This window comes from Pseudaquabacterium terrae, assembly GCF_013266755.1.
GTDB lineage: Bacteria > Pseudomonadota > Gammaproteobacteria > Burkholderiales > Burkholderiaceae_C > Pseudaquabacterium > Pseudaquabacterium terrae.
In genome coordinates this window covers 308,062-327,622 of the sequence record NZ_JABRWJ010000008.1, presented here as the reverse complement: position 1 = coordinate 327,622, position 19,561 = coordinate 308,062, and the positions used below count along the sequence as shown (strand labels likewise).

Genomic DNA, 19,561 nt, shown 5'->3' with positions numbered 1-19,561 from the left:
CAAGCGTCACGCCGCCGCCATTTCACAATTCGCACCATGGGACGACTCTTGTTGGTGCGCCACGGCCAGGCCTCGTTCGGCGCCGCGAACTACGACCAGCTGAGCGAGCTCGGCCATCGCCAGTGCGTGCGGCTCGGCGAGTACCTGCGCGAACGCGGCGAGACCTTCGAGGCGGTGATCACCGGCACGCTGAAGCGCCACGAACAATCCTGGCTCGGTATCGCCGAAGGCCTGGGCGCGAAGCACGAGGCGCTGCCTTGGGCCGGGTTGAACGAGTACGACAGCGAGGCGGTGATCGCCACGGTGCATCCGCACAAGCTGCAGAAGCCCGAAACGCCCGAGATGGTGCGCCACCATTTCCGGCTGCTGCGCGACGGCCTGCAACAGTGGATGGCCGGCACCGCGCAACCGGCCGGCATGCCGAGCTACGCCGAGTTCGTCGCCGGCATCGTCGGCGCGCTCGACCATGTGCGCAGCCGGCATGCGGGCGACGTGCTGCTCGTCTCCAGCGGCGGGCCGATTTCCACCGCCGTGGGCCAGATCCTCGGCGCGCCGGCCGAGGCGACGATCGAGCTGAACCTGCGCATCCGCAACAGCTCGGTCACCGAGTTCGCGTTCACGCCGAAGCGGCACATGCTGGTGACCTACAACACGCTGCCGCACCTGGACGGCGCGGCCTACAGGGACTGGGTCACCTACACCTGAGGGGCTCGGTCAGTGCTTTTCCTTGGCGTGGTTGATCGAGTACTTCGGGATCTCGATCGTCACGTCGGTGTCGGCGAGGATCGCCTGGCAGCTCAGCCGCGACTGCGGCTCGAGGCCCCAGGCGCGATCCAGCATGTCCTCTTCCTCTTCCTCCTGCTCGTTCAGCGACGCGAGGCCCTCGCGCACGATCACGTGGCAGGTGGTGCAGGCGCAGCTCAGCTCGCAGGCGTGCTCGATCGCGATGCCGTTGTCGAGCAGCGCCTCGCAGATCGAGGTGCCGCGCGGCGCCTCGATGCGATCGCCCTCCGGGCAGTACTCGGGGTGCGGCAGGATCTTGATGACGGGCATGGGCTGGAAAACGTGAGTCAGATGTCGTCGACCTTGCGGCCGGTCAACGCGGCGCGGATGCCGCGGTTCATGCGCGCTGCCGCGAAGGCTTCGGTACCGTCGGCCAGCGCCTCGACCGCGGTGTCGATTGCCGCGGCATCGTCGCTCGCCGCGGTGCGCGCCAGCGCCTCGAGCAGCGCTTCGATCGCGCTGCGTTCACCGTCGTCGAGCAGGTCGCCGTCGGCGGCCAGCGCGGCGCGCGTGGCCAGCGACATGCGCTCGGCCTCGACGCGCGCTTCGCCCAGGCGGCGCGCAGCCATGTCGGTTTCGGCGCTGGCGAAACCTTCGCGCAGCATCTGCGCGATCTGGTCGTCGGCGAGCCCGTAGCTCGGCTTGACGACCACCGCCGCCTCGACGCCCGAGCCGAGCTCGCGCGCCGAGACGCTCAGCAGCCCGTCGGCATCGACCTGGAAGCTGACGCGGATGCGCGCCGCGCCAGCGGCCATCGGCGGAATGCCGCGCAGCTCGAAGCGGGCCAGCGAGCGGCAGTCGGCGACCAGCTCGCGCTCGCCCTGCACGACGTGGATCGCCATCGCCGTCTGGCCGTCCTTGAAGGTCGTGAAGTCCTGGGCCTTGGCCACCGGGATCGTCGTGTTGCGCTCGATCACCCGCTCGACCAGCCCGCCCATCGTCTCGAGGCCGAGCGACAGCGGGATCACGTCGAGCAGCAGCAGTTCGCCATCGCGCGCATTGCCGGCCAGTGCGTTGGCCTGGATCGCGGCGCCGAGCGCGACGACCTCGTCGGGGTTCAGGTTGACCAGCGGCGGCCGGCCGAACAGCTCGCCGACCGCCTCCCGCACCGCGGGCATGCGGGTCGAGCCGCCGACCATGACCACCCCCTGCACCTCGTCCTTGCGCAGGCGCGCATCGCGCAGCACGCGGCGCACCGCCATCAGCGTGCGGTCGATCAACGGGCGCACCAGGCTCTCGAGTTGTTCCGCGGTGACGGCGATCGCGACCTCGCCACCGGCGAGCGTGCAGCGCAACGTCGCCTCGGGTGAAGCGCTCAGGGCCTCCTTCGCCGCCCGCGCGGCGACCAGCACGCTGCGCTTGTCCTGCGCGCTCGTCGCGTGCACACCGGCCTGCTGCAGCGCCCAGTCGGCCAGCGCATGGTCGAAGTCATCACCCCCGAGCGCGGCATCGCCGCCGGTCGCGACGACCTCGAACACGCCGCGCGACAGCCGCAGCAGCGAGATGTCGAAGGTGCCGCCGCCGAGGTCGTAGACCGCGTAAAGCCCTTCGCTGCCGTTGTCGAGACCGTAGGCCACCGCGGCGGCTGTCGGCTCGTTGATCAGGCGCAGCACGTTCAGTCCAGCCAGCTGCGCTGCGTCCTTGGTCGCCTGGCGCTGTGCGTCGTCGAAGTACGCCGGCACGGTGATCACTGCGCCATAGAGGTCGTCGTTGAAGCTGTCCTCGGCGCGCTGGCGCAAGGTGGCGAGGATCTCGGCCGAGACCTCGACCGGCGTCTTCAGGCCGGCGCGTGTGTCGATCGCCACCATGCCGGGCTGATCGACGAAGCGGTACGGCAGCTTGGCTGCGCCGGTGACGTCGGCCAGCTTGCGGCCCATCAGCCGCTTGACCGAGACGATCGTGTTCTCGGGGTCCTCGGCCTGCACCGCCTGGGCGTCGAAGCCGATCTGCCGGCCGTTGTTCGGCGTGTAGCGCACGACCGACGGCAGGATCACGCGGCCGGCGCCGTCGGGCAGGCACTCGGCCATGCCGTGACGCATCGCGGCGACCAGCGAGTGCGTGGTGCCCAAGTCGATGCCCACCGCGATGCGCCGCGCATGCGGGTCGGGCGACTGGCCGGGTTCGGAGATCTGCAGCAAGGCCATGGCGGCGGTGAGTCTTGGTGTTGTCGAAGGAGGTCAGGCGTCGAGCGCTTCGAGCCGGCGATGGATGTCGTCGCGGAAGCGCGCGACGAACATCAGCGCCCGCACCTGCTGCGCTGCGGCGGCCGCATCCTGCGCGTCGTCGAGCGTGTGGAGCAGCCGTTCCACCAGGCCGGCCTCATGGCGCGCAATCTCGCCGTCGAGTTGCTCGACGGCCGGCGCATCGGCCGCCTCGTCGAGCGCCTCGCGCCAGGCCATCTGCTGGTGCAGGAAGTCGGCCGGCATCGCGGTGTTGTTCTCGGCGTCGATCGGCTCGCCACGCAGCTCGCACAGATAAGCGGCGCGCTTGAGCGGATCCTTCAGGCGTCGATAGGCCTCGTTGACACGAACGGCCCATTGCATCGCCACGCGCTGCGCCGAAGCGCCCTCGCCGACGAAGCGGTCCGGATGCACCGTCGCCTGCAGGCCGCGCCATTGCTCGTCGAGCGCGGCGCGGTCCAGCGCCATGCGCTGCGGCAGTCCGAACAGCGTGAAATCGTCGTCGCTGAGCTTCATCGAAGGCATGGATCGTCAGGTCAACACAAAACAAAGGCGCGGTCGAACCACACCGCGCCGTCGTTGCATCGGGGAACGGGCGTTGTCAGACGCGGAACGATTCCCCGCAGCCACAACGATCCTTCTCGCGCGGGTTGTGGAACTTGAAGCCTTCGTTCAGGCCCTCGCGCACGAAGTCGAGCTCGGTGCCGTCGATGTACGGCAGGCTCTTCGGATCGACCAGGATCTTGACGCCGTGGCCCTCGAACACATGGTCCTCGGGGGCCACATCGTCGGCGTACTCGAGCTTGTAGGCCAGGCCCGAGCAGCCGGTGGTCTTGATGCCCAGCCGCACGCCCACGCCCTTGCCGCGCTTGGCGATGTAGCGGGAGACATGGCGCGCAGCGGCTTCTGACAGCGTGACAGCCATGGGTTCAGTGCGCACCGGTCGCTTCGGCGGCCGGAGCCGCCGCCGTATCACCATGCTTGGCCTGGTAGTCCTTCACCGCGGCCTTGATCGCGTCCTCGGCGAGGATCGAGCAGTGGATCTTCACCGGCGGCAGCGCCAGCTCTTCGGCGATGGTCGTGTTCTTGATCGTCATCGCCTCGTCGAGGGTCTTGCCCTTGACCCACTCGGTGACCAGCGACGACGAGGCGATCGCCGAGCCGCAGCCGTAGGTCTTGAAGCGCGCGTCCTCGATCAGCCCGGTCGCCGGGTTGACCTTGATCTGCAGCTTCATCACGTCGCCGCAAGCCGGCGCGCCGACCATGCCGGTGCCGACCGTCTCGTCACCCTTCTCGAACGAGCCGACGTTGCGCGGGTTTTCGTAGTGATCGATGACCTTGTTGCTGTATGCCATGTCCGTACTCCAACGAATGCAAATTCAATGTGCTGACCACTGGATCGTGCTGAGGTCGACGCCGTCGCGGTACATCTCCCACAGCGGCGACAGCTCGCGCAGTTTGGCCACGCGATCCTTCAGCGTGCTGACGGCGTAGTCGATGTCGCTCTCGACCGTGAAGCGGCCGATCGTCATGCGCAGGCTCGAATGCGCCAACTCGTCGCTGCGGCCGAGCGCGCGCAGCACGTAGCTCGGCTCCAGGCTCGCCGAGGTGCAGGCCGAGCCCGACGACACCGCGATGCCCTTGACGCCCATGATCAGCGACTCGCCCTCGACGAAGTTGAAGGACATGTTGAGGTTGTGCGGCACTCGGGCGGAGAGGTCGCCGTTGACGAAGACCTGCTCGATGTCCTGCAGGCCCGCCAGCATCTTGTTGTGCAACATGCGGATGCGTTCGATCTCGGTGCCCATCTCCTCGCGCGCGAGGCGGTAGGCCTCGCCCATGCCGACGATCTGGTGCGTCGCCAGGGTGCCCGAGCGCATGCCGCGCTCGTGGCCGCCGCCGTGCATCTGCGCCTCGATGCGCACGCGCGGCTTGCGCCGCACGTAGAGCGCGCCGATGCCCTTCGGGCCGTAGGTCTTGTGCGAGGCCAGGCTCATCAGGTCGACCGGGAGCTTCGCCAGGTCGATCGACACCTTGCCGGTGGCCTGCGCCGCATCGACGTGGAAGATGATGCCGCGCTCGCGGCACATCGCGCCGATGGTCGGGATGTCCTGGATCACGCCGATCTCGTTGCTGACCAGCAGCACCGACACGAGGATCGTGTCCGGGCGCAGCGCGTCCTTGAACTGGTCGAGATCCAGCAGGCCGTTTTCCATCACGTCGAGGTAGGTCACCTCGAAGCCTTGGCGCTCCAGCTCGCGCATCGTGTCGAGCACGGCCTTGTGCTCGGTTTTCAGGGTGATCAGGTGCTTGCCGCGCGTCTTGTAGAACTGCGCCGCGCCCTTGAGCGCCAGGTTGATCGATTCGGTCGCGCCCGAGGTCCAGATGATCTCGCGTGGATCGGCGCCCACCAGCGCGGCCACCTTCTCGCGCGACTTCTCGACGATCTCTTCCGCTTCCCACCCCCAGGCGTGGCTGCGGGACGCCGGATTGCCGAAGTGCTCGTGCAACCACGGGATCATTGCGTCGACGACACGGGGGTCAACCGGCGTCGTCGCGCCGTAGTCCAGGTAGATGGGGAAATGCGGAGTCATGGGCGAAAGAGTGGTCTGCAGGGAATCACTTCGACATGGCGCTGCCGAGTGCGAACACCGAATTCGGCGCCGTCACCTTGATCGGCTTGACGACCGGCACGGTGGAGATCGCGCGCTTGATCGGCGCTTCCTCGATCGACACGCCCTTGGCGAGCTGGTCGTCGACAAGCTTCTTCAGCGAGATCGAATCGAGGTACTCGATCATTTTCTGATTCAGGCTGGCCCACAGGTCGTGGGTCATGCAGCGGCCGGCATCGTCACCCATGCAATTTTCCTTGCCGGCGCAACCGGTGGCATCGATGGGTTCGTCGACGGCGACGATGATGTCGGCGACGGTGATCTCCTCGGCCTTGCGGCCCAGCGAGTAGCCACCGCCGGGGCCGCGGGTGCTTTCGACGAGCTCGTGCCGACGCAGCTTGCCGAAGAGTTGTTCGAGGTAGGACAGCGAGATCTGTTGCCGCTGGCTGATCGCCGCGAGCGCGACTGGCCCGTTGTTCGAGCGAAGGGCCAGATCGATCATCGCAGTCACGGCGAAGCGGCCTTTGGTGGTCAGACGCATGGGGGTTTCTCCTGAGTGTGCCCTGCGGCAAGACGCCGCAGCTTGACGACCGTTGTGGTTGGCGGCTGTCAGGCCGGTGTTTGATGCCGACGGGTTTACCCGAATGGCAGCCTTTATCCGACTGCCGTAGTCAAGTATATCTGAAGCCGACTAATTCGGTCGAGATTGCCTCAGGAAGTTCCCAGGCGCTTGCGCAGCGTCAGGATCAGCCCGTCGCAGGCCGGCTCGATCAGGTCGAGCACGCGGTCGAAGCCGGCCGGCCCGCCGTAGTACGGATCCGGCACCTCGTGCAATCCGAGCCCGGGCGCGTGCTGCAGCAGCAGGCCCACACGCTCTTGCAGCTCCGGCGGACACATCTTCTCGAGGTGACCGAGGTTGTCATGGTCCATCGCCAGCACCCAGTCGTGACGCTCGAAATCGTCGACCGCCAGGCGGCGCGATCGAATGCCCGACAAGTCGTAACCGCGCTTGGCCCCCGCCGCCACGGCCCGCGCGTCCGGCGCGCCACCGCGCTCGCCGTGCGTCCCGGCCGAAGCCACCACGATCCGGGTGTCGAGGCCCGCCCGCGCGAGCTTCGTGCGCAGCACCGCCTCCGCGGTCGGCGAGCGGCAGATGTTCCCGAGGCAAACCATCAGGATGTTGAGCTCGGGCAAGGGACGGCGGCGGAAGAACAGCACGGACCGGCAGCATAGCCCAAGGCCCCGCTGGCGATCCCTGCGGGATCAACGCACCGGTGGCAGCGCGCTCGCGTCGTGTGCACCGCCCGCACCGAAGGCCTGCTCGCGCAGCGCGGCGAGCTGGTCGCGCACCCGCGCCGCCTTCTCGAACTCCAGGTTCTTCGCATGCTCGAGCATCTGCTTCTCGAGCTGCTTGATGCGCTTGGCCAGGTCCTTCTCGGACAGCACGTCACCGGCCGCCGCCTCGACGAAGCCCTTCAGCTTGGACTTGTCGTCCTGCGCGCTGACGATGCCGTCGATCATCTCGCGCACCTGCTTGCTGACGCTGCGCGGCACGATGCCCATCGCCGTGTTGTGCTCGATCTGCTTGTTGCGCCGCCGCTCGGTCTCGCCGAGCGCCTTGCGCATCGAGTCGGTCATCTTGTCGGCATAGAGGATCGCGCGGCCGTTGATGTTGCGCGCCGCACGGCCGATGGTCTGGATCAGGCTGCGCTCGGCGCGCAGGAAGCCTTCCTTGTCGGCGTCGAGGATCGCGACCAATGAGACCTCCGGGATGTCCAGGCCCTCGCGCAGCAGGTTGATGCCGACCAGCACGTCGAACACGCCGAGCCGCAGGTCGCGAATGATCTCGACGCGCTCGACGGTATCGATGTCCGAGTGCAGGTAGCGCACCCTGACGCCGTTGTCGGTCAGGTAGTCGGTGAGCTGTTCGGCCATGCGCTTGGTCAGCGTGGTGATCAGCACCCGCTCGCGCACCTCGACGCGGTCGCGGATCTCCTGCAGCACGTCGTCGACCTGCGTCGCCGCCGGCCGCACTTCGACGATCGGGTCGACCAGGCCGGTCGGCCGCACCAGTTGTTCGACGACCTGGCCCGCATGCTGCTGCTCGTAGGCCGCCGGCGTCGCCGAGACGAACACCGCCTGGCGCACCTTGGTCTCGAACTCGGCGAACTGCAGCGGCCGGTTGTCGAGCGCGCTCGGCAGCCGGAAGCCGTATTCGACCAGCACCGTCTTGCGGGCGCGGTCGCCATTGAACATGCCGCCCAACTGCCCGATCAGCACGTGGCTCTCGTCGAGGAACATGATCGCGTCCTTCGGCAGGTAGTCGACCAGCGTCGGCGGCGGGTCACCGGGCTTCGCGCCCGACAGGTGCCGCGTGTAGTTCTCGATGCCCTTGCAGTGGCCGACCTCCTGCATCATCTCGAGGTCGAAGCGCGTGCGCTGCTCCAGCCGCTGGGCCTCGACCAGCTTGCCGGCGCCGACCAGCTCGGCCAGCCGCTCGCGCAGCTCGGCCTTGATGGTCTCGATTGCCGCCACCACGCGGTCGCGCGGCGTCACGTAGTGGCTCGACGGGTAGATCACGAAGCGCGGCACCTTCTGGCGGATGCGGCCCGTCAGCGGGTCCAGCAGCGACAGGGTCTCGATCTCGTCGTCGAAGAGCTCGATCCGGATCGCCAGCTCGGAGTGCTCGGCCGGGAAGACGTCGATCGTGTCGCCGCGCACGCGGAAGGTACCGCGCGAGAAGTCGGCCTCGTTGCGCGAGTACTGCATGCGGATCAGCTGCGCGATGACGTCGCGCTGGCCGATCTTGTCGCCGCTGCGCACGATGAAGCGCATCTCGCTGTAGTCCTCGGGCTTGCCGATGCCGTAGATCGCGCTGACGGTGGCCACGATCACCGTGTCGCGCCGCTCCAGCACGCTCTTCGTCGCCGACAGCCGCATCTGCTCGATGTGCTCGTTGATCGACGAGTCCTTCTCGATGAAGAGATCGCGCTGCGGCACGTAGGCTTCGGGCTGGTAGTAGTCGTAATAACTGACGAAATACTCGACCGCGTTCTTCGGGAAGAACTCGCGGAACTCGCTGTACAGCTGCGCGGCCAGCGTCTTGTTCGGCGCGAAGACGATCGCCGGCCGCCCCATCCGTGCAATGACGTTGGCCATCGTGAAGGTCTTGCCGGAGCCGGTGACGCCGAGCAGCGTCTGATAGGTCAGGCCGTCGTTGACGCCCTCGACCAGCTGATCGATCGCCGTCGGCTGGTCGCCCGCTGGCGGATACGGCTGGAAAAGCTGGAACGGCGAATCCGGAAAGCTCACGAATTCGCCTTGCAGCGGGGCCGCGGTGTCGACGGCAACGAGTTCGGTCATCGGGTAATCCCTGAACTAAAATGAGGCGCCTTCGGGGTTGTTCCTGGGCTGCCCTGGTCGGTCTGACAGCGTAGCGCAGCAACCACGGGGCCTGCAGCCCTCCCCCCTTCACCCCCCGCCGGCTGCTGCCACCCTTCTGACAGGATGATCTCGAGATGACGCTGTTTGCCGCCGTCGACATGGCCCCGCGCGACCCGATCCTGGGCCTGAACGAGCAATTCAATGCCGACCCGAACCCGGCCAAGGTGAACCTCGGCGTCGGGGTCTACTTCGACGACAACGGCAAGCTGCCGCTGCTCAATTGCGTGCAGGCGGCCGAGCACCAATTGGTCGATGCGCACAAGCCGCGCGGCTACCTGCCGATCGACGGCATCGCGGCCTACGACAAGGCGGTGCAAGGCCTGGTGTTCGGCGCCGACAGCGAGATTCTGAAGGCCGGCCGCGTCGCGACGGTGCAGGCCCTCGGCGGCACCGGCGGGCTGAAGATCGGCGCCGACTTCCTGAAGAAGCTGCGCCCGACCGCCAAGGTGCTGATCAGCGATCCGAGCTGGGAAAACCACCGCGCGCTGTTCACCAGCGCCGGCTTCCCGGTCGAGAGCTACCCGTACTACGACGCCGAAAAGCGCGGCGTGCGCTTCGACGACATGCTCGGCGCGCTGCAGGCCGCGCCTGCCGGCACGATCGTCGTGCTGCATGCCTGCTGCCACAACCCCACCGGCTACGAGATCACCCCGGCACAGTGGACCCGCGTTGTCGAAGTTCTGAAGGCGCGCGCGCTGATTCCCTTCCTCGACATGGCCTACCAGGGCTTCGGCGAAGGCATCGCCGAAGACGGCGCGGTGATCCAGCAGTTCGTCGCCTCGGGCATGGACTTCTTCGTCTCGACCTCGTTCTCGAAGAGTTTCTCGCTCTACGGCGAGCGGGTCGGCGCGCTGAGCGTCGTCTGCACGAGCAAGGACGAGGCGGCCAAGGTGCTGTCGCAGCTGAAGATCGTGATCCGCACCAACTACTCGAACCCGCCCACGCATGGCGCGCAGGTGGTCGCCACGGTGCTCGAGACGCCCGCGTTGCGCAAGATGTGGGAAGAAGAGCTCGCCGGGATGCGCCAGCGCATCAAGCAGATGCGCACGCTGCTGATCGACAAGCTGGCCGCAGCGGGCGTCCAGCAGGACTTCAGCTTCATCCGGTCGCAGGTCGGCATGTTCAGCTACTCCGGGCTTTCGACTGAGCAAATGCAGCGTTTGCGCAGCGAATTCGGCGTCTACGGTGTCGATTCGGGCCGTATCTGCGTCGCCGCGCTGAACACCCGCAACATCGACTACGTCGCCGCGTCGATCGCCAAGGTGCTCTGAGGCCGCCACGCGCCGCTCGATCAGGGGTTCAAAGTTACGTGTTTTTCCGTAATCGCCATTGCTCGAGCGGCCTCACCATGTTCGGGGTACTATCCTCCATGCTGCGCTGCAGCAAATCTGACCAGACCGGAGTCGCTTCGACATGCTGTACCAGTGGTATGAAACCCAACGCGCTCTGATGGCGCCGTTTGCCGAGTTCGCCAGCGCCTCGTCGAAGCTCTACAACCATCCGTTGTCGCCCTTCACGCACACGCCGTTGGCCCAGCGCGTGTCGGCCGGCTTCGATCTGATGCACCGGCTGGCCAAGGAATACGAGAAACCGGAATTCGACATCCGCGGTGCCACGGTCGATGGCGTCGAAGTCGCCGTGCAGGAGCAGGTGACGATCACCAAGCCGTTCTGCCGGCTGCTGCGCTTCAAGCGTTTCACCGACGACGCGCCGGTGCTCGAGAAGATGAAGTCCCAGCCGACGGTGCTGGTCGTCGCGCCGCTGTCGGGTCACCACTCGACGCTGCTGCGCGACACCGTCAAGATGCTGCTGCACGACCACAAGGTGTACATCACCGACTGGACCGATGCGCGCAACGTGCCGGTCGAGGACGGCCCGTTCCACCTCGACGACTACATCGCCTATGTGCAGGAGTTCATCCGCCACATCGGTCCCGAGTGCAACGTGATTTCGGTGTGCCAGCCGACCGTGCCGGTGCTGGCCGCGGTGTCGCTGCTGGCCACCAAGGGCGAGTTCACGCCGCGCACGCTGACGATGATGGGCGGCCCGATCGATGCCCGCCGCTCGCCGACCGCGGTGAACAACCTGGCGATGAACAAGAGCTTCGAGTGGTTCGAGAACAACGTGATCTATCGCGTGCCGACGAACTTCCCCGGCGCCGGTCGCCGCGTCTATCCGGGCTTCCTGCAGCACACCGGCTTCGTCGCGATGAACCCGGACCGCCACCTGTCATCGCACTACGACTACTTCCTCGACCTGGTGCGCGGCGACGACGACAGCGCCGACTCGCATCGCGAGTTCTATGACGAGTACAACGCCGTGCTCGACATGCCGGCCGAGTACTACCTCGACACGATCAAGACCGTGTTCCAGGACTTCGCGCTGGTCAACGGCACCTGGGACGTGCAAGGCACGCTGGTGCGGCCGCAGGACATCACGACCAGCGCGCTGATGACCGTCGAAGGCGAGCTCGACGACATCTCCGGCGCCGGCCAGACCAAGGCCGCGCACGAGCTGTGCACCGGCATCCCGAAGTCGCGCCAGTTCCATTACGACGTCGAAGGCGCCGGCCACTACGGCATCTTCTCAGGCCGCCGCTGGCGCGAGAAGGTCTACCCGGAAATCAAGGCCTTCATCGAGCGCTACAACGAGCCGGAAGTGCTCGAGCCCGTGCCGTCGGAACGCAAGCGCAGCGGCCGCCGCGGCTGAAAGCGCCGCCGATAATCCGGCGGTGAGCCCCACCGCCGCCCTTCGCTCCCCTGTCAGCGCGCTCGTCGAAGACATCGACGCTGCGCTGCCGCAGACGCAATGCACGCGCTGCGGCTACCCCGATTGCCGGCACTACGCCGAAGCGATCGCCGCCGGCGACGCCCCGATCAACCGCTGTCCCCCCGGCGGCGCCGAGGGCATCGAGCGCCTGGCTCGCATCACCGGCCAGGCCCTGCTGCCGCTGGACCCCGAACACGGCGAAGAAGGCCCGCTGAAGCTGGCGCTGATCGACGAAGCCTGGTGCATCGGCTGCACGCTGTGCATCAAGGCCTGCCCGGTCGACTGCATCATCGGCGCGCCGAAACTGATGCACACGGTGGTTGATGCGCTGTGCACCGGCTGCGAGCTGTGCGTGCCAGTTTGTCCGGTCGATTGCATCGCGATGGAGCCGGTCAGCGTCGAGCGCAGCGGGTGGGACGCCTGGTCGCCGCAGCAAGCCGAGACCGCGCGCGAGCGTTATGCGTTCCACCAGCTGCGTGTCGAGCGCGAGCGGCGCGAGAACGATGAGCGCCTCGCCGCCAAGGCGGCCGACCGGCGCAGCGGCCATCACGGCAACGGCGGCGCCGACCGATGAGCTCCGCGCTGCCCACCGGGCCGCTCGCCACCGGCCCGGCGCCGCTGTCGCGCCTGCAATCAGGTGGCCTGCTGCTGCTCGCCGCGTTGATCTGGGGCTCGGCCTTCGTCGGCCAGGCGCTCGGCATGGCCGGCGTCGGGCCGCTGACTTTCACCGGCGTGCGTTTCGTGCTTGGCGCGCTGGTCGTGCTGCCGCTGGCTCTGCGTGAACAGCAGCAGCTGCGCCGCCACGGCCATCGCCCAGGCCGGCGCGACTTCGCCTGGATCGTGCTGCTCGGGCTGCTGCTGTGCATCGGCGTCGTGCTGCAGCAGATCGGCCTCGTCAGCACCAGCGTCACCAACGCCGGCTTCCTGACTGCGCTGTACGTTCCGCTGGTGCCGCTGCTCGCCTGGGTGCTGCTGCGCCAAGGGCCGCACTGGAGCGTGTGGCCAGCGTCGCTCGGCTGCCTCGCCGGCACCTGGTTGATGACCGGCGCCTCGATCGCGGGCCTGTCCACCGGCGACCTGTGGGTGCTCGCCAGCACGCTGCCCTGGGCCTTCCACGTGCTGCTGGTCGGCCGCGTCGCGAACCGGCTGCGCGGCGCGTACACGCTGGCCTGCGGGCAGTTCGCCGTCTGCGCATTGCTCAGCGGCGTGCTCGGCCTGCTGACCGAGCCGGTCAGCGCCGAAGGCCTGCGCACCGCCGCCGGCGCGATCCTCTACACCGGCATCGTCTCGGTCGGCATCGGCTTCACGCTGCAGGTGGTCGGCCAGCGCCACGCGCATCCGGCCGACGCGGCGATCATCCTGTCGTCCGAAACTGTCTTCGCCGCCGCCTTCGGTGCGCTCTTCATGGGCGACCGCCTGAGTGCCAGCGGCTTCGCCGGCGCCGGGCTGATCCTGCTGTGCATCGTCGCGATCCAGGTCCAACCGCTGCTGCAACACCACTTCCGCCGATGAAAATTGAAGACATCGAACCCTTCTTTGCGACGCTGGCCGCCGCCAACCCGCAGCCGGCCAGCGAGCTCGAATACACCAGCGTCTTCGAGCTGCTCGCCGCGGTGCTGTTGTCGGCGCAGGCCACCGACGTCGGCGTCAACAAGGCGACGCGGCGGCTGTTCCCGGTCGCCAACACGCCGCAGAAGCTGCTCGCGCTCGGCGTCGAAGGCGTCAGCGAGTACATCCGCACGATCGGCCTGTACCGCAACAAGGCCAAGCACCTCCTCGCCACGTGCCGCATCCTGGTCGACCAGCACGGCGGCCGGGTGCCGCGCAGCCGCGCGGCGCTCGAAGCGCTGCCGGGCGTCGGCCGCAAGACCGCCAACGTGGTGCTGAACGTGGCCTTCGGCGAGCCGACGATGGCCGTCGACACGCACATTTTCCGGGTTAGCAACCGCACCGGCCTGGCGCCGGGCAGGAACCCGCTGGACGTCGAGCTGCGCCTCGAGGAACGCGTGCCCGAGCCGTACCGCGTCGAGGCGCACCACTGGCTGATCCTGCACGGTCGCTATGTCTGCGTCGCGCGCACGCCGCGCTGCAGCGCCTGCGCCGTCAGCCGCTGGTGCGACTACTTCCGCCTCGGCGCCACGCCGCGGGCCTGAGCCTCGACCGAAGTATCGACCGGTATGATGCGCGCCGTTGGTGCTCGCGCCGCCCGTTTCTCGGACGGCGCAGTTCAACGGGAATCAGGACAGGCCAGGCCGACCGGCCGAACCTCAACCTGAGCTGCCCCCGCAACGGTAAGCGGACGAGGGAACTCCCTTCAGCTCCTGTCGAATCCCACTGGGCGCGTGATGCGTCTGGGAAGGGCACAGGGGCCGTCTCCGCCAGCCCGGATACCGGCCAACGAGGTGGCGCGCTGCATTCGCGGCGCGCCGTAAGGTGCCAGCCTGCGGGGTCGCAGGCCAGCACGTCCACCGCTCGCGCAGTACTCATGATCCATTGCCCTTCGAAGCGCCGACCTGCCGCGTCGCGCACCCGTTTGCACGCCTTGGCGCTGGCCGCCGCTTGCGCCGCGCTGCCCGCCGCCGCACAGAATCCAGCCCGCAGCGAACCGATCGTCGTGATCGGCGCGCGCGAGCCGCTGCCCGCCAGCAAGATCGCCGCCGACGTCGTGATCATCGACGCCGAGCGCATCAACCGCTCGACCGCCGACTCGGTCGAGGACCTGCTGCGCCGCGAAGCCGGCGTGCAGGTCTCGCGCAACGGCGGACCCGGCGCCAACGCCAGCATCTTCATCCGCGGTGCCGGCTCGGGCAATACGCTGGTGCTGGTCGACGGCGTGCGCATCGGCTCGGCGACGCTCGGTTATGCCGAGCTCGAGGCGCTGAGCCTCGCGTCGATCGAGCGCATCGAGGTGCTGCGCGGGCCGGCCTCCAGCCTCTACGGCGCGGACGGCGCCGGCGGCGTCGTGCAGATCTTCACGCGCCGCGGCGACAGCGCGCCGCATGCGTCGGTGCGCCTCGCCGCGGGCGGTTATGGCGCGCGTGAAGGCTCGCTGCATGCCGGCGCGGCCTTCGGCAGCTTCGACATCGCCGGCGGCGTCTCGCACGAGCGGCTCGAAGGCGTGTCGACGCTGCGGCCGAACGACCGCTTCGGCAACCACAACCCCGATGTCGACGGGTTCCGCCGCAGCACGGCCCAAGCGCGCCTTGGGTGGCAGCCGGCGAAGGGCCAGCGCATCGACGCCACGCTGCTCGAAACGCGCCTGAATACGCAGTACGACGCCAGCGAGTTCCTGCCGCCGACCTACGCACCGGATGCGACACCCGATTTCCGCAACCGCCTCGAAACCCAAGTCGCCGCTCTCGCCTGGAACGCCACCTGGACCCCTGACTGGTCGTCGCTCGTGCGCATCGCGACGCAGCAAGGCGATTCGCACACCGGCGGCCGCCAGATCGATCGCTTCCGCACGCAGCGCCGCCAGCTCGATGCCCAGGCCACCTGGCGCATGGCGGCCGAGCAGCGCGTGACGCTGGCCTATGAAGCCCTGCGCGAAGAGGCGCTGGCCACCGGTTTCAACGGCGAACCCAAGCGCGACAACGATGCGCTCGTGCTGGCCTATGCCGGCAGCTTCAACGGCCTGAACCTGCAGGCCGACCTGCGCCACGACGACAACTCGGTCTACGGCGAGGTGGACACCGGCCGCCTCGGCGCCTCGATCGCCGTCGGCGCCGGCTGGCGCGTGCGTGCGCTCGCCGGCCAGTCGTTCAAGGCACCGAGCTTCAACGACCTCTTCTACCCCGGCTACGGCGTGCCGACGATCCGACCCGAGCGCTCGAAGAGCATCGAACTCGGCATCGATGGCCGCTGGACCGGCGCCGATTTTTCGGCGACCGCCTACCGCAACCGCACGCGCGACATGGTCGCCTACGAGCCGGACCGCAGCCGTTGCCCGAACGACCCGGCGTTCAACTTCGGCTGCGCCGCGAACATCGGCCGCGCGAGGCTGCAGGGCCTGAGCCTCGCCGGCGGCGCGCAGTTCGGCGCATGGCAGGGCCGCGCGGCGCTCGATTTCGTCGACGCCAAGGATGCCGACACCGGCCAGCGCCTGCAGCGCCGCGCCGCGCACCAGGCCAGCGTCTCGCTCGATCACGACGCCGGCGCCTGGCTGGTCGGTGTTGCCGCGCTGAACGTCGGCGCACGGCCCGACGGCGGCAAGGTGCTCGCGCAGTACACGACGATCGACCTGCGCGCGCGCTGGCGCTTGGCGCCGCAATGGCAGCTCGAAGCCAAGCTGCTGAACGCGACCGACCGCGACATCGAGCCGGTGCGCGACTACCAGGCGCTCGGCCGCCAGGCCTGGATCGGCGTGCGCTGGGACTGGCCGGGCCGCTGAGCGAGCGAAGGCGCCGCGCGATGCACGAGCTGATCCTCGGTGGCCAGAAGAGCGGCAAGTCGCGCGCCGCCGAGATCCGCGCCGCCGCGTGGCTGGCCACGCCCGGCCACGACGCGCTGCTGATCGCCACCGCGCTCGCCGGCGACGCCGAGATGGCCGCTCGCATTGCGCGTCATCAGATAGAACGCGCCGCGCGTGTCCCGGCCTTGCGCACGCTCGAAGAGCCGCGCGCACTCGGCGCGACGCTGCGCGCGCAGGCCGCACCACAGCGGCTGCTACTCGTCGATTGCCTGACGCTGTGGGCCACCAACCTGCTGATGCCGCTGCACGGGCCGTCGCTCGACGAGGCGGCCTGGGACGGCACGGTGGACGACCTGGTCGCCGCGCTGGCGAGCAGCACCGGTCCGGTCGTGCTGGTGTCCAACGAGATCGGCCTCGGGCTGTCGCCGCTGTCGCCCGAAGCGCGGCGCTGCGTCGACGCGCTCGGCACGCTGCACCAGCGCCTCGGCCGCGCCTGCGAGCGGGTCACGCTGATGGTCGCCGGCCGTGCGCTCGCGCTGCCGCGGGAGAATGCCTGATGCTTGCCCAGCTGCTGCGCCTCATCCTGGTTGCGCTGCTCGCGTCGGCGGCGCCCTGGTCTCTCGCCGCCGGGCCGCAGCGCATCGTCTCGCTGTTGCCCTCGCTGACCGAAAGCGTCTGCGCGCTCGGCGCCTGCGAGCGCCTGGTCGGCATCGACCGCTATTCGAACTGGCCGGACGCCGTGCTCCAGTTGCCCAGGCTCGGCGGCCTGGACGATGCGCAGATCGAACGCATCGTCGCGCTGAAGCCGGATCTCGTGCTCGCGGCGCCGTCGGCGCGGGTGATCGACCGGCTGCAGGCGCTCGGCCTCGACGTGCGGGTGCTGCGCTCCGAGACGCACGAGGACGTGCGGCATTCACTGCACGAGCTCGAACGCCTGCTCCAGCTGCCGGGCCGTGCCGAGCCGCTGTGGCAGCGCATCCAGGCGCGCATCGATGCCGCCGCCGCACGCGTGCCGCCGGCCGTGCGCGGGCAGCGCGTCTACTTCGAGATCGACAGCTCCGGGTATGCCGCCGGCGCCGCGTCGTTCATCGGCGAGACGCTGGCGCGCCTGGGGCTGGCCAACGCGGTGCCGGCCGCGCTGGGCCCGTTTCCGCGGCTGAACCCCGAGTGGGTGCCGCGTCATTCGCCCGATATCTTGATGGCCGTCGACCGCGACCTCGCCACGATGCCGCAGCGCCCCGGCTGGCAAAGCCTGCCCGCACTGCGCCAGGGCCGCCACTGCGGCTTTCCGCACGCCCGCTACGAGCTGCTGATCCGCCCCGGCCCGCGGCTCGGCGAAGCGGCCGAGCTGCTTGCCGATTGCCTGCAGCGGCTGCCCGCCAAACCATGAAGCAGCCGATCGCGGCATTGCGGGCCGAGCGCCGGGCCGCTCCCAAGCCGGCCGTTCGCTGGCGTGATTCGTCCACTGGACGAATCACGTCCGCGCTCACCCCCCCGGGGGATCGGCCGGTGTACTCACCGGACGAGGGGTCGTCATGACACCGCTGCGCACGGCCGCACTGCTGGGCGCGCTGACCGCGCTGCTGCTGCTCGCCGGGCTGGCCGCCGGCAGCGAAGGCTGGTCGCTGCCGCCGGATGCGATGTCGGACCTCGTGCTGTGGCAGATCCGCGCGCCGCGCACCTTGGGCGCGTGGCTCGTGGGTGCGCTGCTCGGCCTGGGCGGCGCGCTGGCGCAGGGGCTGTTCCGCAATCCGCTGGCCGAACCCTTCCTGCTCGGCGCGGCACCGGGGGCCACGCTGGCCGTCGTGCTGGTGCTGGCGGCCAGTGCGCTGGCCGGGAGCGTGCTGAGCCCGGTGACTGCCGGGCAGCTGGCGCGTTTCGGCCTCGTCGCCGCTGCCTTCGCCGGCGCGCTCGCCGGCGTCACGCTGACCCTGACGCTGGCCCGCGGCGCGGTGCAGCCGACGACGCTGCTGCTGGCCGGCATCGTCGTCGGTTTCCTGCTCGGCGCGCTGAGCGATCTGGCGACGCTGGCCGCGCCCGAAGCGCTGCGCGGCAAGCAGGCCTTCCTGCTCGGCAGCACCGGCTACCTCGGCTGGCCGGCCTGCACGCTGCTGGCGGCCGGCCTGCTGTTGACGCTCGCCGCCGCCTGGCCGACCGCGCGTGCGCTCGATGCGCTGACGCTCGGCGATGAAACCGCCGCAAGCCTCGGCGTCGGCGTCGGCGGCATCCGGCTCGCGCTGGTCGCGACGATGGCGCTGGCCACCGCGGTCGCGGTGGCGCAGGCCGGCATGGTCGGCTTCGTCGGCCTGGCCGCGCCGCACCTGGCACGACGCAGCGTTGCGGCGCGCCATGCGCTGCTGGTGCCGGCCTCGGCGGCGCTCGGTGGCGTGCTGCTGCTGGCGGCGGACCTCGCGGCGCGCACGCTGATTGCGCCGCAGGAGCTGCCGGTCGGTGTGCTGACCGCCGTGCTGGGGGGTGGCTACCTGATGTTGCTGTTGCGGCAGCGCCGGCGCGGATGAACGACGCGCTCGACGCCTCGATGTTGCGGGCCCCGCGTGCAACGGATGCGCCCGGCTCCGCCGCGCTGTCGGCCCGCAGCCTCGGCGTGCGGCTCGGCGCTGCATCGGTTCTGCACGATGTCTCGCTGGACATCGCGCCGGCGCGCTGGACCGCGATCGTCGGACCGAACGGCGCCGGCAAGTCGACCTTGCTGCGCGCCCTCGCCGGCCTGCTGCCGGCGACCGGTGAGCGCCTGCTGCACGGACGCCCCGTGATGTCGCTGCCGGCACGCGAGCGCGCGCGCTGCCTCGCTTGGCTCGCGCAGCAGGGCGAAGCGCCGTCGGAGCTGTCGGCGATCGACATCGTGCGGCTCGGCCGCCTGCCGCGGCATGGGCTGCTCGGGCAGCCCGACGCCGACGACGAAGCCGAGGTGCAACGCGCGATGCAACGCTGCGAATGCGAGGCCTTCGCCGGCCGGCGCCTCGCCACCTTGTCCGGCGGCGAGCGCCAGCGCGTGCTGCTCGCGCGCGCACTGGCGGTACGCGCGCCCATCCTCCTGCTCGACGAGCCGACGACGCACCTCGATCCGCCGCACCAGGCCGCGCTGGTGCGGCTGATGCGCGAAGAAGCCGCCGCCGGCGCCGCGGTGGTCTCGGTGCTGCACGAGCTGACGCTGGCGCTGGCGGCCGACTGGCTGGTCGTGCTCGCGCGCGGCCGCCTCGTCGCGCAGGGGCCGGCCGAGGCGGCGTCGGTGCGTGATGCGCTCAGCGAGGTCTTCGACCACGCGCTGCAGATTCAACGCGTGCCGACCGGCGACGGCGGTACGCTGTGGGCGGCGCTGCCGCGGCTCGGCGGGCACTGAA

20 protein-coding genes and 1 riboswitch are annotated in these 19,561 nt (G+C 69.3%); of the genes, 11 read left to right on the top strand and 9 right to left on the bottom strand.

Annotated features, from left to right (window positions below; genetic code table 11):
- Positions 1 to 36: 36 nt before the first annotated feature.
- A complete protein-coding gene (locus HLB44_RS26100) occupies positions 37 to 705 on the top strand; it encodes a histidine phosphatase family protein (protein WP_173129585.1) in 669 nt (222 codons plus the stop codon).
- 9 nt (positions 706 to 714) lie between these two features.
- Here HLB44_RS26100 and fdx read toward each other — a convergent pair whose 3' ends face one another.
- From fdx to uvrB, 9 genes are all read right to left on the bottom strand, one after another.
- Entirely contained in the window at positions 715 to 1,053 is a 339-nt protein-coding gene (gene fdx, locus HLB44_RS26095; RefSeq protein ID WP_173129582.1) for an ISC system 2Fe-2S type ferredoxin, read from the bottom strand.
- Positions 1,054 to 1,070: 17 nt separating this feature from the next.
- Positions 1,071 to 2,927, bottom strand: a complete 1,857-nt coding sequence (hscA, locus tag HLB44_RS26090) for a Fe-S protein assembly chaperone HscA (protein ID WP_173129579.1) — start codon at positions 2,925 to 2,927, stop codon at positions 1,071 to 1,073.
- Positions 2,928 to 2,960: 33 nt separating this feature from the next.
- On the bottom strand, positions 2,961 to 3,479 hold the full coding sequence (gene hscB / locus HLB44_RS26085) for a Fe-S protein assembly co-chaperone HscB (protein WP_173129575.1): 519 nt from the start codon (positions 3,477 to 3,479) through the stop codon (positions 2,961 to 2,963).
- Between the two features lie 85 nt (positions 3,480 to 3,564).
- Complete coding sequence (gene iscA, locus HLB44_RS26080; RefSeq protein ID WP_173129572.1) at positions 3,565 to 3,888, bottom strand: iron-sulfur cluster assembly protein IscA; 324 nt, start codon at positions 3,886 to 3,888, stop codon at positions 3,565 to 3,567.
- 4 nt (positions 3,889 to 3,892) lie between these two features.
- A complete protein-coding gene (iscU, locus tag HLB44_RS26075) occupies positions 3,893 to 4,318 on the bottom strand; it encodes a Fe-S cluster assembly scaffold IscU (RefSeq protein WP_173129569.1) in 426 nt (141 codons plus the stop codon).
- A 24-nt stretch (positions 4,319 to 4,342) separates the two neighbouring features.
- The gene (locus HLB44_RS26070; protein WP_173129567.1) at positions 4,343 to 5,557 is read right to left on the bottom strand and encodes an IscS subfamily cysteine desulfurase; all 1,215 of its coding nucleotides are present in this window, start codon (positions 5,555 to 5,557) and stop codon (positions 4,343 to 4,345) included.
- A gap of 25 nt (positions 5,558 to 5,582) precedes the next feature.
- Positions 5,583 to 6,116, bottom strand: a complete 534-nt coding sequence (gene iscR / locus HLB44_RS26065) for a Fe-S cluster assembly transcriptional regulator IscR (protein WP_173129564.1) — start codon at positions 6,114 to 6,116, stop codon at positions 5,583 to 5,585.
- 170 nt (positions 6,117 to 6,286) lie between these two features.
- Positions 6,287 to 6,793, bottom strand: a complete 507-nt coding sequence (locus tag HLB44_RS26060) for a low molecular weight protein-tyrosine-phosphatase (protein WP_343051558.1) — start codon at positions 6,791 to 6,793, stop codon at positions 6,287 to 6,289.
- Positions 6,794 to 6,838: 45 nt separating this feature from the next.
- A complete protein-coding gene (uvrB, locus tag HLB44_RS26055) occupies positions 6,839 to 8,938 on the bottom strand; it encodes an excinuclease ABC subunit UvrB (RefSeq protein WP_173129561.1) in 2,100 nt (699 codons plus the stop codon).
- A gap of 155 nt (positions 8,939 to 9,093) precedes the next feature.
- Between uvrB and HLB44_RS26050 the strand changes: the two genes are divergently transcribed.
- The 10 genes from HLB44_RS26050 (at position 9,094) to HLB44_RS26005 (ending at position 19,560) form a co-directional block, all read left to right on the top strand.
- A complete protein-coding gene (locus HLB44_RS26050) occupies positions 9,094 to 10,290 on the top strand; it encodes an amino acid aminotransferase (RefSeq protein WP_173129558.1) in 1,197 nt (398 codons plus the stop codon).
- Between the two features lie 142 nt (positions 10,291 to 10,432).
- Entirely contained in the window at positions 10,433 to 11,728 is a 1,296-nt protein-coding gene (locus HLB44_RS26045; RefSeq protein WP_173129555.1) for a polyhydroxyalkanoate depolymerase, read from the top strand.
- 22 nt (positions 11,729 to 11,750) lie between these two features.
- Complete coding sequence (gene rsxB, locus HLB44_RS26040) at positions 11,751 to 12,362, top strand: electron transport complex subunit RsxB (RefSeq protein ID WP_173129552.1); 612 nt, start codon at positions 11,751 to 11,753, stop codon at positions 12,360 to 12,362.
- Positions 12,359 to 13,300, top strand: a complete 942-nt coding sequence (locus HLB44_RS26035; protein WP_246312471.1) for a DMT family transporter — start codon at positions 12,359 to 12,361, stop codon at positions 13,298 to 13,300. The genes rsxB and HLB44_RS26035 overlap by 4 nt, the downstream gene beginning before the upstream one ends.
- Positions 13,297 to 13,941 (top strand): endonuclease III, encoded by a 645-nt coding sequence (gene nth / locus HLB44_RS26030; protein ID WP_173129549.1) that lies wholly within the window; start codon positions 13,297 to 13,299, stop codon positions 13,939 to 13,941. Before HLB44_RS26035 ends, nth begins: the two co-directional genes overlap by 4 nt.
- 21 nt (positions 13,942 to 13,962) lie before the next feature.
- Positions 13,963 to 14,201, top strand: a riboswitch (cobalamin riboswitch).
- Positions 14,202 to 14,330: 129 nt separating this feature from the next.
- Entirely contained in the window at positions 14,331 to 16,178 is a 1,848-nt protein-coding gene (locus HLB44_RS26025; protein WP_173129547.1) for a TonB-dependent receptor domain-containing protein, read from the top strand.
- A gap of 20 nt (positions 16,179 to 16,198) precedes the next feature.
- Positions 16,199 to 16,756: a bifunctional adenosylcobinamide kinase/adenosylcobinamide-phosphate guanylyltransferase gene (locus HLB44_RS26020; protein WP_173129544.1), complete on the top strand. Its 558-nt coding sequence runs from the start codon at positions 16,199 to 16,201 to the stop codon at positions 16,754 to 16,756.
- On the top strand, positions 16,756 to 17,589 hold the full coding sequence (locus HLB44_RS26015) for an ABC transporter substrate-binding protein (RefSeq protein WP_173129541.1): 834 nt from the start codon (positions 16,756 to 16,758) through the stop codon (positions 17,587 to 17,589). The genes HLB44_RS26020 and HLB44_RS26015 overlap by 1 nt, the downstream gene beginning before the upstream one ends.
- A gap of 145 nt (positions 17,590 to 17,734) precedes the next feature.
- Positions 17,735 to 18,718 (top strand): FecCD family ABC transporter permease, encoded by a 984-nt coding sequence (locus tag HLB44_RS26010; RefSeq protein WP_173129538.1) that lies wholly within the window; start codon positions 17,735 to 17,737, stop codon positions 18,716 to 18,718.
- Positions 18,715 to 19,560 carry an ABC transporter ATP-binding protein gene (locus HLB44_RS26005; RefSeq protein WP_246312470.1) on the top strand — a complete coding sequence of 282 codons (846 nt, stop codon included), beginning with the start codon at positions 18,715 to 18,717 and terminating at the stop codon, positions 19,558 to 19,560. Before HLB44_RS26010 ends, HLB44_RS26005 begins: the two co-directional genes overlap by 4 nt.
- Position 19,561 lies beyond the last annotated feature (1 nt).